The organism is Shewanella sp. WE21 (genome assembly GCF_002966515.1).
GTDB classification, from domain to species: Bacteria; Pseudomonadota; Gammaproteobacteria; order Enterobacterales; family Shewanellaceae; genus Shewanella; species Shewanella oncorhynchi.
The window spans coordinates 689704-706732 of the sequence record NZ_CP023019.1 but is presented as its reverse complement, the minus strand read 5'-3'; the positions used below and the strand labels follow the sequence as shown (position 1 = coordinate 706732).

Sequence of the window (17029 nt, the reverse complement as noted above, 5' to 3'; positions counted from 1 at the left end):
TTTATTGGTATTAGCGTATTTCAACATTTTAAATCACTTGCTGATGTCATAATGACAATTTGATATTAGTCAAATTGACATTACACTGTTGTCAATATGACTTTATTTGACTGTGGATGTGCTATGAGTGCCCATGCTGATTTAACTCAGTTAGCCTTAGATTTAACTGTCGGCGTGTCGACGCAAGACAGATTTGAGCGTTTGTTGGCAGTGGTCAGGCGGCGTGTCAATTGTGATGCTGCGGCATTATTGGCATTTCGGGAGCAGCAATTTGTCCCCTTGGCGATAGATGGGCTCTTTGCCGAAGTGTTAGGGCGGCGCTTTCAAATTAGTGAACATCCGAGATTAGAGGCTATCGCCCGTGCTGGCGATGTGGTTCGTTTCCCGGCCGACAGTGAACTTCCTGATCCGTATGATGGTTTAATTCCACATCATAGTGCGAACTTACATGTACATGCTTGCATTGGTTTACCACTAATCGCGAACGATCGCTTAATTGGGGCGCTCACCATTGATGGTTTCAACCCTCATCAGTTTGATGGTTTTAGTGATAGCGAGTTGCGTGTGATCAGCGCACTGGCCGCAGCCAGTCTTAATACTGCGTTATTGATGCAACAGCTAGAATCCCAAGTTGTTGAAGTTTCCAATGGAACTGAGGTGCTCAATCGTCCTGCTAGTCAGCAGGAGATCATAGGGCAATCCACACAGATCCAATCGCTAAAGCAGCAGATAAGTGCAGTGGCAGGCACTGATTTATCGGTATTAATTACCGGCGAAACTGGCGTGGGTAAGGAGTTAGTGGCCGCGGCGATACATAATCAATCGACCAGAGCCGATAAATCACTTATCTATTTGAACTGCGCTGCATTGCCGGAGTCCGTCGCCGAAAGCGAGTTATTTGGACATGTAAAAGGGGCATTTACGGGGGCAATCAGTCATAGGCAAGGCAAGTTTGAACTCGCTGACAAGGGGACCTTGTTTTTAGATGAAATCGGGGAGCTTCCCTTGGGGCTGCAAGCTAAGTTATTGAGGGTTTTACAATACGGTGAATTACAGCGAGTGGGCAGTGATAAGAGCCTAAAAGTGAATACTCGGATTATTGCTGCCACTAATCGAATTTTGCACCAAGAGGCAACGGAAGGGCGCTTTCGTTTCGATCTTTACCATAGGTTGAGCGTATTTCCTATCCACGTAGCACCATTAAGAGAGCGTGGGCAAGATATTGTCATGCTGACAGGTTTTTTTCTTGAACGTTGTAAAGCGAAGTTAGGACTCACCCATATCAATATCACACCCGCAGCGCAGCAGTTATTAGAGCAATACACATGGCCGGGTAATGTGCGTGAGCTAGAGCATGCGATACATAGGGCTGCGGTGTTGGCGAAAGCCGAGCTAAAAACGGCTTACATCAGCTTAAGTAATAAACATTTTCAGCTCGATTCTTTGATGAATCAAGTACACAGAACAGTCGACAAAGATAGGCCATCAGATGCCGCAACGCCAGCCAGTGAATTAGCATTTAGGTCTGATTCGGCCTGTCGTGAGCGACAATCGCAAGATAATTCCAGTGTTATGCTGGGGCTTAAGGCTGCGACTGAGAGATATCAGCGTCAACTTATTCGCCAAGTTTTAGCCGCGAATCAACAAAATTGGGCTGCGTGTGCAAGAATATTGCAAATCGATACAGGTAATTTGCACCGACTTGCAAAACGGTTAGGTTTAAAAGAATAAAATATTGCGTGAAGAAATTTTATTCTGCAGCAAAACCCCTGCCTCGATTCTTAGAAGAACAGGGTCGCGACACCCAGTAGTGCGAACAATATGGCGCAGCCACGGTGTATCCACAACATAGGCAATTTTTCGGCGCTGAAGTGGCCTGCGATCACTACGGGTACGTTAGCAAGCAGCATGCCTAAGGTTGTGCCAGCAACCACCATAGTTAATGAATCGTATTTTGCGGCTAATACCACAGTTGCTATTTGCGTTTTATCCCCCATTTCGGCGATAAAAAACAGGATAAAGGTGGCGAGAAAGGGGCCCATTTTATAGAAACGGCTCTCTTCTGCATCGACTTTATCGGGGATTAACACCCAAAGAGCGATCGCGAAGAAGGACGCAGCCACTAAATAACGTGCAAGATCAGGGCTTACCCAGTTAATGGCCCATTGACCAATCCAAGCTGCGGCAAAATGGTTAAATAATGTCGACAGCAAAATACCTAAAATAATGGCGGTTTTATTTTTAAATCTTGCGGCGAGGATTAGTGCAAGTAATTGAGTTTTATCACCAATTTCGGCGATAGCAACCGTAAAGGTTGAGGCAAGTAGGGCTTCCAAGTGTGATCCTTTAGGGGTGGTTATGACATAAGCACAATAAACCGTCCACCCCTAGGTGCGGTCATTGTGCTCAGGTCTTGCTGGGCAAATCTATGATTTGCTGTGAACACCATGGCATGTTGCCAAGTATGTTGATGTTCACCCTAGATGACGATGGCTCGAAATCCAGTTAGCTACTCCCCCGAAGCGAGGTGGGCATTATACCTAGGTAAGATTTAGTTTCAAGCACGAGTTTATAACAGTAGGTGCTGATAAATGTTTGACAGGTGTCAGAAAAATACCGATCCACATTCTGTAACTTAATGAATATAAATGAATTATTTTTTGACAACGTTGTCTTTTGTTGCTAATTTAGCCAAGTCATTTCTACTTGGTTACATACTGTTAACTCGTAGTGACTCAATGATAACGACTGTATTTGGCAAACTAATTGAAAAGTTAGGACGCAAAGCTTCCGGTCTAAGGTTGTAAATGGATTTTTTAGTGAACTAAGATAGCGGAGTTGCCGCAGAATTCGATTTCTGTGAAAGATAAACGACTGCTGTTTAATGCTGTTGTTTGCCCAAATACCACTTTTATATCTAAGCCTATCATTATGTTTAGGATGATAGGCAATCAATGGAGTGCATTAAAGTGGCAAATCCTACTGTTTTTTCCCCTATTTCTAAATTGAGTTTATTGGCCGCGGCAGTAATGGCGACGAATGCGTTTGTGAGTATCTCTGCGCAGGCGCACGGTTATGTTGTGGCACCTGAATCGCGTTCATATGCCTGTAAAACAGGTAAAAATGCCAATTGTGGCGCGGTGCAATGGGAGCCGCAAAGTGTTGAGGGGCCATCGGGTTTTCCTGAATCAGGTCCTGCTGATGGCAAATTGGCGAGTGCTGGTAATGGTGCTTTTTCACCTTTGGATGAACAAAGTCCGAGCCGTTGGGCAAAGACGGATATTAAAGCGGGCTGGAATAAGTTCAGTTGGCAGTTCACAGCAAATCATGTCACCCGTAATTGGCGTTACTATTTAACTCGCCAAGATTGGAACCCAAACCAAGCTTTGAGCCGAGCGAGCTTTGACTTAGCCCCCTTTTGCGTAGTTGATGGTGGTATGGAACAGCCGCCTAAGTTAGTGACCCATGACTGCTACGTGCCAGAAGGTCGCAGTGGTTATCAAGTGATCTTGGCCGTGTGGGAAGTGGGAGATACGACGAATAGTTTCTACAATGCTATCGATGTGAACTTGGGCTCGGGTCCTATTGTGCCGAGTGAATGGCAAGATGTGGGGGATATCAATCCGTCACTCGATCTAAAAGCAGGCGATAAAGTGATGACCCGGGTGTTTGACGCCAATGGTGAGCAAGCGGCTAAGCAAACAGTCATTACCATTAGCGATGCGACTCAAGGTGATAAACAAAATTGGCCTTTCCTATTAGCGAGCGCGATTAACGCCCAGCAGTCCCAGTTAAAAGCGGGACAAAAAAATGCATCGGGTGTGATTGAGCCTGTGTATGGCAAAAACGACATTTTTACAGCGAAAAACTCAGGTATTGAGCGTGTCGAAGTGGGATTTGATTTAGCACCTGCTCCGGGCAACAGCTTAGAAGTCACTTCACTTGCCGACGATTATCAAATTATCGATGGTGCGGCGAAGGTCAGCTTTGATGTGACCAGTAACGCCGAGATGCTAGTGTCAGCGTATTTGTTTAGCCATGATGGCACCGCGTCAGGTTTTGTGAGCCAAACTGTTAACAATACCAGCGCGAGCTTAGTGTTAGACGTCGTTGAGCCTAAAGCTGGGCATTATCATTTGCAGGTAAAAGCTGAGCCTAAACAAGGTGATGTTATTCAGCAGAACTTTGATCTCTTCTTAAAGGATCAAGCTCCTGCACCAGAAGCTGATTTTGTATTCCCAGCAGGCGTGAAAGGTTACGTTGCAGGTACTACAGTGTTACAGCCTAAAAATGGCAAAGTGTATCAATGTAAGCCATTCCCTTATAGCGGCTATTGCGTGCAGTGGTCGGCTTCTGCCACAGGATTTGAGCCAGGTGTTGGCGCTTCTTGGGCTATGGCGTGGACTGAGCTGTAAATTAACTTTTTGAGCTAACCTAGCTTCAAAAAGGTGTCATTGGGCTTAAACATATTCGCTGTGTTTAAGCCCTTTTTGTCTGCATCGGATGGAAAAAGACCGGCTTTATTTTGATTCGAGCTTAATACAAGATTACAGGTATTCTCAACAAAGGTAGCGATTTTGTTGGCTTGTATATTTTCGTTTATCACAGCGCTATTAAGTTGTTACCGTACCGTTTGCTACCCTTCTTTGTTCACAACTGGCTTGCCCACTGGGTTTGGCTCTGTTAATGTCCCAAACTATCTATTTAATCGATGCTTATATCGGTACATTAATTTGGGCTATCACAATTGAAAGTCATGCCATTTTTCAATAATCGATTTAGTTAGCCTCGATGGCTACTGGGTTGAAACATTCAAAAGCTATTGGGGCCAATTGATCTGCTAGGTCGAGATCTGATTGGATGCTTTAAGTGATGTGTCGCTTATTTCGATTTAAGACGCAAGGCTTTATCGGTTCAAATCTTACTCAAATAAAATAATAATTAATTATTGAACAGGACTATTGTGTGAATTCAAAAATGTTAGGCTCGATCGCCATCGTTGCCGGGACGGCCATTGGCGCAGGTATGTTAGCGTTACCTTTAGCCACAGCGGCTTTAGGTATTATCCCTGCTTTAGTGTTACTCGTCGTTATTTGGGGCGTGTCCGCCTATACCTCATTACTTATGCTCGAAATTAACTTACGCACTGGCGTGGGGGATAACGTGCATGCTATTACGGGTAAGTTACTGGGTAAAAAAGGTCAAATAATTCAGGGTGCTTCTTTCCTGAGTTTATTATTTGCCTTGACCGCGGCTTATCTCACCGGCGGCTCTTCGTTATTAGTGCTTAAAGCGAAGAACATGTTCGATATCGTGCTCGATAATCAAGTCGCAGTGTTGTTATTCACACTGGTGCTCGGTGGCTTTGCGGCGCTAGGTGTTGCTTGGGTCGATAAAGTTTCACGTTTCCTATTTTCGTTAATGATTCTATTGCTCGTGGTGGTGGTATTATTTTTATTGCCCGAAGTCAGTATTGCTAGCATGGCAACGGGCGCGATTGCCGAGTCTATGACCAGCAATTGGATGGCGGCAATTCCCGTGGTGTTTACTTCGTTTGGTTTCCACGTCTGTATCGCCACTTTAGTGCGTTATCTCGATGGCAATGCGGTATCACTGCGTAAGGTGTTGTTAATCGGCTCGACTATCCCACTTGCTTGTTATGTTCTGTGGTTATTGGTGACTTTAGGCACAGTCGGCGGATATGAGGTGAATAGTTTTGAAGGTTCACTACCTTCACTCGTCACGGCATTACAGGATATTGCTCATACACCTTGGATCAGCAAATGTATTTCATTATTCGCTGATTTAGCTTTAGTTACCTCATTCCTCGGTGTGACCTTAAGTTTATATGACTTTATCGCCGAATTAACTCGCGCCAAAGAAACGTTTGCCGGCCGTATTCAAACTTGGTTACTGACCTTTATTCCGCCTGTTTTGTGTGCCTTGTATTTGCCTGAAGGCTTTGTGGCGGTACTGGGATTTGCGGCCGTACCATTGGTCGTGATGATCATCTTCTTGCCCATTGTTATGGCACTGCGTCAACGTCAGTCGCAGCTCGGTGGTTATCAAGTGTCTGGTGGATCTGTTGCGTTAGTCATTGCAGGTTTGTTAGGTGCCGTGATTGTGGGTGCCCAGCTATTTGTTGGGATCTAATTCATTGCGATAGGTGAGGCCTTTTAGCGAAAGCGTCAGGGTAACTTTGATTAAATGTATTTGCTTTGTAAGCGAGTTTTTCAGAGTCTGTTATAGAGAGTGTCGCATGTGATAAAGTCAGGCCCCGGCCTGACTTTTTGCTTTTTAGGTTTTAAAGCGAGTGATGCTGGGTTTTAGCACAGTTATTTAAAATTAAAACAACGCTATTAAAACGAGAAAATGGCCCAGCTTGCGCGTGGCTTCATTCACATAAAACGGACTTAACACAATGAAAAAATGGTTACTCACAGTTGCCGTGGCCGCTAGTTTTGGCGCACAGGCTGACGAAGGTATGTGGCAGCCCCATCAACTGCCTGCTATGGCTGATGAGCTAAAAGCAAAAGGCCTTGAAATTGATGCAAAATCGATTTCTAAACTCACCGAATTCCCTATGAATGCTGTGATAAGTCTCGGCGGTTGCACTGCATCATTTGTATCGCCAAAGGGCCTAGTCGTGACTAACCATCACTGTGCCTATGGGGCAATTCAATACAACTCTACTCCTGAGAAAAACCTGTTGCAGGATGGTTTTTTAGCTAAGACCTTCGCCGATGAATTACCTGCGACCCCAGGCTCACGTGTCTATGTGACTGAAGATGTCACTAATGTCACTGAGCGAGTTAAAAACGGGCTTGAAGGTAAAGTGGGCAGCGCCTTCTATCAAGGCGTTGAAAGCCAAGAAAAAGCGTTAGTTGCTGAATGTGAAAAAGAAGATGGTTACCGTTGCCAAGTGTATAGCTTTCACGGTGGTCTCGAATATTATCTGGTTAAACAACTGGAAATCCGTGATGTGCGTTTAGTCTATAACCCAGCCGCGAGCGTGGGTAAATATGGCGGCGACGTAGACAACTGGATGTGGCCACGTCACACAGGCGATTTTTCTTTCTACCGTGCTTATGTATCTAAAGCAGGTAAACCCGCAGAATTTAGCAGCGACAACGTGCCATACGAGCCAAAAAGTTTCTTAAAAGTATCGGCTAAAGGCGTAAGTGAGGGTGATTTTGTGATGGTGGCAGGCTACCCAGGTCGCACCAACAGATATCGCACAGCCACTGAAGTTCAAAATGAGTTTGAGTGGGCTTATCCCGAAGGCAAAATGCTGCGTGAACGCTTTATAGAGATCATTAAAGAAACCGCGCCAGAGGGCAGCGACGAGCGTATTAAGTACGAGAGTCAAATCGCAGGTCTGGCCAATTATGCTAAAAACTTCACTTCTATGATTGAGTTTTACGGCAAATCAACCATGTTGGCCGACCGTAAAGCCCTCGAAGCTAAGCTTGCGGCGTGGATAGCCAAAGACAGCAGTCGTGAAGCGAAATACGGTAAAACCTTAGCGGAATTAGATGCCTTGATTGCCAAAGGCAAAACGCATCAAGAGCGTGACATGATCTTAAGCTACATAGGCAGCACGACTATGTTGCCGACGGCGCGCAGCTTATATCGCCTCGCGAACGAGAAACAACTGCCAGATATGCAGCGTGAACCGGGCTTCCAAGATCGTGATATGACACGTCTAAAAGCCAGCATGGAGCGTATTGACCGTCGTTATGCGCCAAGCGTTGATAAAGCGGTATTGCTCGACATGTTAAAACGCTACGCCGCACTGCCAGAAGATCAGCGCCTACCCGCATTGGATAAAGCCTTTGGTATTGATAAAAAGTTTAGTGAAGCTAAGCTTTCGAAAACCTTAGATAAAATGTACGCCAAAACTGAGTTAGGTAAGAAAGACGTTCGTCTGGCGTGGATGGATAAATCCGTTGCCGATTTTAAAGCCTCTAAAGATCCTTTCATTCAATTCGCTGTCGCTATGTATGACACAGATATGGCTGAAGAAAAGAAAGAAAAAGAATTAGCGGGTGAACTAATGAAGGTGCGTCCGCAATATATGGATGCCATTATTGCTTACAACCTAGAGCAAGGTAAGCCAGTGTATGCCGATGCTAACTCAAGCTTACGTGTCACAGTTGGCCATGTGGAAGGCTATTCGCCAAAAGACGGTTTAGTGGCCGTGCCATTCACTCGCCTTGAAGGCATAGTGCAAAAGGACACGGGTGTTGACCCATTCGATGCACCGAAGAAAGAGTTAGAGCTGATTAAGCAGAAGCAATATGGTGATTTCTATATGAAATCAATAGATTCTGTACCAGTAAACTTTTTATCAACTTTAGATACTACTGGCGGAAATTCTGGCTCACCGACCTTAAACGGCCGCGCTGAACTCGTCGGCCTATTGTTCGACGGTGTGTATGAAAGCATTATCGGCGGTTGGGCATTTGATAACGAGATTAACCGTTCTATTCATGTCGACAGCCGTTATATGCTGTGGGTAATGAAGTATTTAGATCATGCCGACAATTTATTAGCTGAGATGGAAATCGTTAAGTAATCCATTGCCGCATCAGCAATGGTGCGGCCTATAGTGGCATAGTGAATTTGGATTATCAGCATTCAAGTGCGATTTAGTGCTTTAAGAATACTGAAATAACAAGACAACAAAATAGCGATAAACTCACTGGGTTTATCGCTTTTTTTGTAGCTGTAATGGACGGCTGACGGCAGTTAAGATAGCTGCCGTGAGAGGCGCGCCAGGGCATTAGCTCACCTTTTTAGCATTAGCGTAACCAGTGGATTGAAAATATATACGCAACATATTTTTAGACTGAAATGTGTTGGAAAGTAGTGCCGGAGGACCTGCATCTTTAGTTAGAGTTTTTAGTGGGTTAACATTGGCAGGTATCCACGCATATAGGTTCGCCATGGCATTGACTCGTCGACACGGTGAATAGAAACCTAGGGTTTCTGAGCTTATGAACGAGAGCCATGGACGGCGAACTGGCAGTTAAACAGGGATGTTGTTCAAGTCCATCCGTGGATGCTCGACCGCCCCGTCTGGTGTGAATGGACTCGCGAATGCCGCGATGGCATGGATGCCAAAAAGCGGCCATGGGGCGGACGGTCGTCTCGCAAATCACCATGGCTCACCTTTTTAGCGTTAGTGTAATCTGTAGATTTAAAAGCCTTACGCTGCACGCTTTGGGACATTTTCGTGTTAAAGCCTTAACTCTAACGCGTCTGTTTCGAATAAAAATTTCTATGGGTTAACGCTTAAAGCAGGTGCGCCCGGGCGTCACCTGAATTTTCTTGTTAGTTTTAAAGGCTATCATTAAACTTTCTTATGACTGTCGAATCCCCATACTTCGTCCCCTTCAAAATAAATCTCACCATAGCGCCTTATTATTTCTTGTGTCTTCATACCTGAAAAATAATCCAGAAACGGAAAAAGGATATCATCTAGGGCTTCTGAGATTACTCTTCTATTACTACTCACAAAGATCTTACTCGAAATAGAAGTAGCAGGAGTTAACAATATTGATATTGATATTAATTTATCCCCATAATAGTCAATTGGCTCAATATGAACATCCATTTTTTTACTTCTTTTTCAAAGTAATTTGATAAATTATATTTTAGGGCATAACTCAGCCCGAGTAACTCCCTATCCTTACCTTCAATCTTATGGAGCATTCGTTGAAATATTATTTCACGCTCTTCGTGGTTAATTGGCATTCCTGCAATATGATCGGGTGCTAATACCGTAACGAAGTCAGGAGCTGGTTCGCTAACCCCTTCAAAAAAGCTCAAAATAAACTTTATTATTTCTTGAGGTCCGTCTTCACCAGGAATAACTTCATTCAAACCACTTTCATTAAGCCTAAAATCAACAACCCCACACTCAAATTCATCCCATATATCTGTCTGAGGAATTAAACCTAATTCAGGCTCAAACATAGGAACTGTAATAATTCCTATTATATCGCCCTCTGTCGCAGGAATGGACTCACATTCAACCGCCTTGAATGTCAAGCTCACAGAAGATAGTTTTTCAAAAAGCAAATCAGTCTCATGAGTTTTACATTGCCAAGGCTTGAACTTCCCTATAATTTGCTGCCTTTGATAGCCTATAGCCTCTCTAAATACAGGAGTGGTTATCGTACCAGCAATTACTTGGACTGCTAAATCAAACTCAGTATCAATGTTAAAATATCCGTCCCAACTTCTCGAATGTCGGGCAATTTGATTTCTATACGACGAAGGTAGCAAAAATGCATGTTCATCATCCAAATTGCAAGCACCATCAATTAAATTGTAACAGCTCCAATCAGTTAACTTTTTGTTCCAAAACTGCAACATTGGGTTGTCTTCAGATATTTTTTCACAAAGGTCTACCGGAGAAACTATAAACGACAACCACTCTGTGGCTTTAGTTGGATATTCGATATTACTTAGTATTGTGCTAATTTCATTAAAGAACTCTACTAACGTATCAACATCAGACTTAACTCTCCAGCCAGCGATGTATTCACCATTTAAGGATTTTATTGAAGTAATCCAAGATGGCATTTGCTCATAAGGAAAGTGCTCTACTGTTAATAGTGTTTGATTGAATTTTATATCTGATACATGACGCAACAAATCAAGAGAATTTATAGATCTGAAAAATGGCATTAGCACGGGAAATATATTACAAGTGAAAACGGGGGACTCTATAGATAGTAGCTTTGAGTAGAATCCCACTACTTTTCTTTCCAACTCTTCCCTACTTTGATGAAGCTCATTTTTCCCAACCCTAAATGAGGTGGTTTTATGAATGAGACCAATTAATTTTTCTCTTGCTTGTGCGCTTACATCTTGCCAGTATATTTTTTTGCTAGCAGCATCATAGATTGCGATAACGATGGGAAAGTAAGAATTTGCCCATGAGAGGCAAGTGGAAGAACTTACTGATACACTGAATTCACCATTTTTTAGTTTTCTTACTTGTCCTTTTTCGGACAGGGTTGACTTTACTTGACACCGAAAACCAAATGACGTTTTCCTATTGTTGCTAAAAATATCACAGATTAAATCTTCACCATAATCACTCGAAACTATATCTGCAGTCCAGCCCCATTCTTTAAATTGCAAAGCTACATGAGTCTGACCAACATCTCCTATTATGTGACTTACAGGTCGGTGTGGTGGGTTTGTCATTTATTGTCCTGATTATGGGGAAAACTAACGCCCGTAACAGGCGAATTTATGGAGGCGATTGTTTTGTGCCAGGCTTTTTCGGCACAAAACGGGCGCCGGAATAAATTTCGACCTGGTTACGCTTGTTAACTTTTGTCACGCATGCTTTCTAGGAAGGCAATGGCCTCTCTGAAGTATTTTGGATGGGATACTTTAGCTAAGGAAAGTTGCACCCTTTCGTCTGACTGATCCCCACCGCTATTATTGCTGGAGCGCTCAAATCGCAGGAACAGCTCACCTGTGCTGGAGTCTAGGCACAGGCTATCGTAAATATCTGTTTTTCCGCCCGGATCATAATTTAGGTATTTGAGTGTTACAACATTATTCATCCGCTTATCTCGATTCAAGGATCATATTTAAGTTAACATTTTATTCGTGCGCATGCGCGTTTATCTCGTTGGACCAGTGAAACGCGCACGGTTAACTATCTGTATGCAAAGAACTTATCAGCTTTCTTCCAAATACACCATCTGGAAAAACGCGCATGCGCGTTTTCCAAACCTATTAACTAAAAGTCAGCCTCGATAGTTAATTGATTTTATGTGGTTTTACTTGTTTCGGATGGAATTAGTGCGCACTAATCCTGTCTTAAAATCATAAAAAATACCTAAATTTAAATATGACTGTATACCCATACATTATTAGTCGATTTATGGTAAGGCCAAACATAGGCAAATAGATAAGAATTTGTATGGGAGTAGGAGTGGGAATTTTCGATTGAGCTAACGAGCCGAAACACGGAATGGGGCAATAGCTTTTTAGCTAAACGAACAGCAGAAGTGTTAGTTAAGATTGGCATTGTTGTACCAGTGACCGTTGGCGGCATGGATGCCGCCGTCGAGCCTCAGGGATGCTTATTTTGAAAGAAATAGACGGCGAGTCACTGGGGAAGCAATGACAATTCATGCTGCAAACGGACGACAAAATTATCTTGTTTTGGGGCAATAGCTTTTTAGCTAAACTAACAGCAGAAGTGTTAGTTAGGATTGGTATTGGTGTACCTGTGACCGTTGGCGACATGGATGGCGCCGTCGAGCCTCTGGGATGCTTATTTTGAAAGAAATAGACGGCGTGTCACTGGGGAAACAATGACAATTCATCCAGCACACCTGACGACAAAGTTATCTTGCTTTGGGGCATAAGTGAGTTAACGGCAGATGGCTGCTATTGGCAGAAATTAGAAGGTTTAATGACTGCTATTACATCCGTAATTATCTTTGATTTTTCAGTTTACGCTGTAGCCAGTACTGCCTTAAGCACTGCAACTTCCTGTGGGGTGAGTGACCGCATCGCTCCTTCGGCTAAGGATTCTAGCGTTAATGTCATTAATGCGACGCGCTGTAAGTCAATTACCTTATAGCCTAAGGCGCTGGCCATACGCCGAATTTGTCGATTTAGTCCTTGGGTCAGCACGATTTCAAAGCTGTCCGAACTGAGGTGGTGGACTTGGCAGGGCAGGGTTTGCAGGTCTTTATAACGCACTCCACTGGCCATTTGTTCAACAAAATCATCAGTGAATGGCCTATCGAGGCGCACATGGTAGGTTTTGCTGTGGGCAAAACTGGGGTGCATTAGTTTATGGGTCAGCTCACCATCGTTAGTTAACAGCAACAGGCCGCGGGAATCTTTATCGAGTCTGCCGACGGGGTAGAGTCTTGGCGCTTTGGGAAGCAGGTGTATAAGGCTCGTTTCATCTTGCTCAAGCAGACGGCAATCCGTGCCCACAGCTTTGTTAAATACCCAATAGGCGAGCGTTTCGGCTTTAGTGATAGGTTTGCCATCAAACTCAATACGGTCGAGGCAGTGTAATGACTCGTCCAAACAGATGGGATCTGTGTGGCGGGCGATACCGCCATTGAGTGTGATGCGCCCGGCCTCAATCAAACGGCAGGCTTCACGGCGTGAGCCTATGCCACACTGGGCGAGGTATTTTGCTAAGCGCATGGATTACCCTAAAGTATTTGGCGTTCTTGGGCGCGATGATACAGTATTTTTGATAGGCGCCGCATTGCAAAGGCTAGGCTTAAACACCAAATGATACTCAAGTTAGTTTGGAGCCACATATTGGCTGAAACAGTACAAAAGTGTGTTTGGGGCACACAGGGAGGGAAATCCAATATTGTCCAATCTAATTGCAGGGTTAAACTCACGGCACTACAAAAGCTGATCAGGCTCAAATAGAACAGTGGCTTTGGGCAAATAAACCGAGGCACTATCCCCGCTATAATCACAAGGCTGTGTAAGATGAGGGTGCTTAATAGATAACTCGTTGAAACTATTCTGTGTATGCTCAAAAAATTAATGGGGAATATTCCCATCAAAATCACAGAGACTCCTACCCAAGCACCTGTAAGTGCTATGCATTGGCTGAACGTATCTAGTTTTAGTAAGTAGAGCCCGGTCATTGAAATGAGTATGCAGAGCCCTGCAGCCAATAAGCTTAAATTAAACACATAAGCGAGGGGTGAGTTGATATAGTTACCTAAAAAATCAGCTCGTATTTGTAAGACTTGAACTCCAACGTTTTGATATTCAGCATAAATAGCAATTAAAACTCCAGAAGCACTAATAAAGGCTGCGCCTACAATCAACCATGTAATAAGACGATGTAGATCGTAATAACTTGGTTCTTGGTGATAAAGAGGATTCATGGAGACTAAAAATATACTGATGGGATATGACCACATTGAATGCGGTAACTTGCCTGAATTGTTTAATGAAGGCAAGCGAGTTAATGCTTTTTCGCCAAAAGAGGTTTTAAAATGACAAGGAGCGCCTAGTGCGTTCCTTGTCATAAACGTTAGATTTTACTCATGCGATTCAAATATCATTTAGTGTCGTTTGCGGAAAATTACAATCGCAACAGCCACTACGGCTAAAATCATACAGTACCAAGCGTGTGATACCGCTGCTAATGGTGTGATGCTAAAGGTCGAAGCAATCAAGAGTGCCTGTGCACCATACGGGATTAAACCTTGGATAATACAGGCGAAAATATCGAGTATGCTGGCGGCACGTTTTGGACTCACGCCATGCTTCTCTGCTAAGTCTTTTGCAATATCACCCGTCACCACGATAGAAACCGTGTTGTTAGCCACACAAGAGTTAGTCACTGCGACTATACCTGCCATACCTAGCTCAGCAGCACGGCATGAAGCTTCACCTTGTGCCTTGGAGAAACGAGTGATCAGCTTTTCAATCTGTTTACTCACAAAGGCAAGACCACCTTGCTGCTGCATGAGTGCGGCTAAACCACCCACTAGCATAGACAGAATGAAAATCTCCTGCATATTACTAAAGCCAGCATAAATATCTTTACCGAATTGGATCACACCGTAATCCATAGTAAACAGGCCGGTTGCGCCCGCTAATAAGATACCTAAGGTCAAGACCACAAATACGTTCAGACCTGCCACGGCTAAGATCAAAATGGTCAGATAAGGAATGACCTTAATAAGATCGATATTCTGCGTTGCTAATTCTGCTTGGCCTTGTCCGGCAAATACAAAGGCGATTAAAGTTAGCAGTGATGCGGGAATAGCGAAAATCAAATTTTCACGAAATTTATCTTTCATATCACAGCCTTGGGTGCGCGTAGCTGCAATTGTGGTATCGGAAATAATCGACAAGTTGTCACCAAATAGAGCGCCAGACATCACGGCTCCTGCCATCAGTGCATAGTCGATTTGCGCTTGGTCGGCTACGCCTAGAGCGATGGGAGCGACAGCAGCGATTGTCCCCATAGAGGTTCCCATGGCCGTTGCGATAAAAGCGGCAATCACGAAGAAACCAGGTAGTAACAGGTTCGATGGGATTAACGATAAACCAAGAGCAACAGTAGCATCGACGCCGCCAGTGGCTTTAGCGACTGCAGCGAAGGCGCCTGCAAGTAAGTAAATTAAACACATTGCAATAATATTGCTGTGACCAATACCGCCAATAAAGGTATCAATCGATTGATTTAATTTCTGTTTTGATAAAATCAACGCCAGAATGATTGCAGGTAAAATAGCGATAACGCTGGGTAATTGATAGAAGGCAAAGTCGACACCTTGGCTTTGGAAATACACACCCGCGCCAATGAAAAGACCAAGGAAAACAAATAATGGCAACAGGGCAATAAAAGATGCCGGGCTGTGCTGTGCTGCTGTTGGATTGCTCAAATGTTATCTCTCTTTCGCTTAGGGTTTTTCCGCAGGATCCTTGGCAGTCAAACTCGCTTAAATTCAGTGTTGCCTCGGCATCGTATCCTAGCAACTTGAGGCAAAGCATATTTGATCCCTGAGAACCTGTCAATTTAGACGTCTAGATGTTTTTACTTCCGTTGTGATCGATAGGTTATTAATAGGTTGTATAAGATAAAGCTTAGTCTTTATTTTAATTATTAATCAATACGTTACTTGTTTGTGTTCAGGTTGGATTAGAGGGTTTATATCTGATTTAGCGTGTATTTCAACTGAATGGAATAGCGTAAAATTTAAGCAGATGACTGGTGTGATGGAGTAAGCCGGCTATTTATCGCTCCATTTAGTGTGAGTTGTTGGTGGGTAAGACAGCATAAATAACGTAAATGATGAGTGGCATTAATCAATAGGGCTAATTTGGGGATGTATTGACTTAGTTCGCTTGTGCAGCGTTGTGATAGCAATGATACGTCAAATAACTTTAATAAAACCTTAATAAGCAATCTATTGTTTTTAAATGTAAAACAGTTTCAAGCATCTAAAATCCCCATAAAAACTAATGGCAACAATTTGTATTGAAGTAGAGACTTTAATAGAATCCGCACAAATTATGTTAATTACTCTTAGTGCTTTGTTTAAATTTAACTGGATGAAGCGTTTATTGCTGATCCCTCAGATCTTCCTACTACAGTGGGTATTATCATGATACGTCGCGCTAAGCCATTACTCGGAACGCTGGTGGAAATCGCTGCCGAGTCACTGCCAAATCAAAGCGGTGAGGTACTACTTAAAGATAAAGCATTGGAAGCGGCTATTAGCGCGGCTTTTTCGCGTGTGACCCATATTGGGCGGTTGCTGAGCTTCCATCAACAGGACAGCGAGTTAAATCAGTTAAATCGGCAGCCTGGAATTTGGGTAACGTTAAGCCAAGATAGTTTACGAGTGCTCAAGTTGGCTAAGGGGCTGGGTAAGGCGAGCAACAACTTATTCAATTGTACCGTTGGCGGCGAAATGATGTCTCGCGGCGCTTTGCCTGCTTACCTTGGTATGCCATTGTTATTGCAAGGTGATTGGCAAGATATTGAAATAAAAGGTAATCAAGCGCGATTAGCTAGACCGCTAATTTTAACCTTAGATGGTATAGCTAAAGGTTATGCGGTTGATATGGCAGTGAGTGAGCTGCGTCGCGCTGGCGTGAGCGGAGGTTGGGTCAATGCGGGTGGCGATTTAAAAGTTTTTGGCAGTGCATCTTTAAATGTAGTGTGCCGCGGTCCATTAGGAGCGAGCCAAAAGCTCTGCGTTAGCAATATGGCGCTCGCCAGCTCACGGGTCTCACAAACCTTAAGTCATGATTACCCTGCACTATTACTGCCAACTGGCAATGTTGCCGATACGAACGTCGATGCTGAAAGCGAGCGTATTGTTAGTGTGAGAGCTTCTTTTGCTTGGCGCGCCGATGCGTTAACGAAAGTCGCAGGCTATCTTAATCCCGACTTGGCCGCTGAAAAAATTACTCATTTGGGTGGGCAATTAGTCAGTTTTGATTGATGTATCTTTTGCCTGTTTTACAGCTTTTGCAGATG

General features: G+C 43.8%; 11 protein-coding genes and 1 riboswitch. Of the genes, 6 read left to right on the top strand and 5 right to left on the bottom strand.

What is annotated here, in order from left to right:
• The first annotated feature begins 123 nt into the window (after positions 1-123).
• A complete protein-coding gene (norR, locus tag CKQ84_RS02975; protein WP_028761589.1) occupies positions 124-1731 on the top strand; it encodes a nitric oxide reductase transcriptional regulator NorR in 1608 nt (535 codons plus the stop codon).
• Between the two features lie 50 nt (positions 1732-1781).
• Here the strand turns inward: norR and CKQ84_RS02970 are convergent, their stop codons facing one another.
• The gene (locus CKQ84_RS02970; protein ID WP_028761588.1) at positions 1782-2336 is read right to left on the bottom strand and encodes a TMEM165/GDT1 family protein; all 555 of its coding nucleotides are present in this window, start codon (positions 2334-2336) and stop codon (positions 1782-1784) included.
• A gap of 410 nt (positions 2337-2746) precedes the next feature.
• Positions 2747-2846: riboswitch (cyclic di-GMP riboswitch) on the top strand.
• 123 nt (positions 2847-2969) lie between these two features.
• On the opposite strand from CKQ84_RS02970, the gene gbpA reads away from it, so the two are divergent.
• From gbpA to CKQ84_RS02955, 3 genes are all read left to right on the top strand, one after another.
• A complete protein-coding gene (gene gbpA / locus CKQ84_RS02965) occupies positions 2970-4415 on the top strand; it encodes an N-acetylglucosamine-binding protein GbpA (protein WP_173913142.1) in 1446 nt (481 codons plus the stop codon).
• Positions 4416-4977: 562 nt separating this feature from the next.
• A complete protein-coding gene (locus CKQ84_RS02960) occupies positions 4978-6153 on the top strand; it encodes an aromatic amino acid transport family protein (RefSeq protein ID WP_173913216.1) in 1176 nt (391 codons plus the stop codon).
• Between the two features lie 268 nt (positions 6154-6421).
• Positions 6422-8578, top strand: coding sequence for a S46 family peptidase (locus CKQ84_RS02955; RefSeq protein ID WP_105250039.1), 2157 nt, complete (start codon positions 6422-6424; stop codon positions 8576-8578).
• Between the two features lie 995 nt (positions 8579-9573).
• Here the strand turns inward: CKQ84_RS02955 and CKQ84_RS02940 are convergent.
• Complete coding sequence (locus CKQ84_RS02940) at positions 9574-11223, bottom strand: DUF4365 domain-containing protein (RefSeq protein ID WP_105250036.1); 1650 nt, start codon at positions 11221-11223, stop codon at positions 9574-9576.
• Positions 11224-11348: 125 nt separating this feature from the next.
• Positions 11349-11591 carry a hypothetical protein gene (locus CKQ84_RS02935; RefSeq protein ID WP_105250035.1) on the bottom strand — a complete coding sequence of 81 codons (243 nt, stop codon included), beginning with the start codon at positions 11589-11591 and terminating at the stop codon, positions 11349-11351.
• A 575-nt stretch (positions 11592-12166) separates the two neighbouring features.
• On the opposite strand from CKQ84_RS02935, the gene CKQ84_RS23840 reads away from it, so the two are divergent.
• Complete coding sequence (locus CKQ84_RS23840) at positions 12167-12319, top strand: hypothetical protein (RefSeq protein WP_173913141.1); 153 nt, start codon at positions 12167-12169, stop codon at positions 12317-12319.
• Between the two features lie 173 nt (positions 12320-12492).
• On the opposite strand, the gene CKQ84_RS02925 is transcribed toward CKQ84_RS23840, so the two are convergent.
• Positions 12493-13206 (bottom strand): 23S rRNA pseudouridine(2604) synthase RluF, encoded by a 714-nt coding sequence (locus tag CKQ84_RS02925; RefSeq protein WP_028761583.1) that lies wholly within the window; start codon positions 13204-13206, stop codon positions 12493-12495.
• A gap of 887 nt (positions 13207-14093) precedes the next feature.
• Positions 14094-15425, bottom strand: coding sequence for a Na+/H+ antiporter NhaC family protein (locus CKQ84_RS02915; protein ID WP_105250033.1), 1332 nt, complete (start codon positions 15423-15425; stop codon positions 14094-14096).
• A 723-nt stretch (positions 15426-16148) separates the two neighbouring features.
• Here CKQ84_RS02915 and CKQ84_RS02910 point away from each other — a divergent pair.
• Positions 16149-16994, top strand: coding sequence for an FAD:protein FMN transferase (locus CKQ84_RS02910; RefSeq protein WP_105250032.1), 846 nt, complete (start codon positions 16149-16151; stop codon positions 16992-16994).
• The last annotated feature ends 35 nt before the right edge of the window (positions 16995-17029 follow it).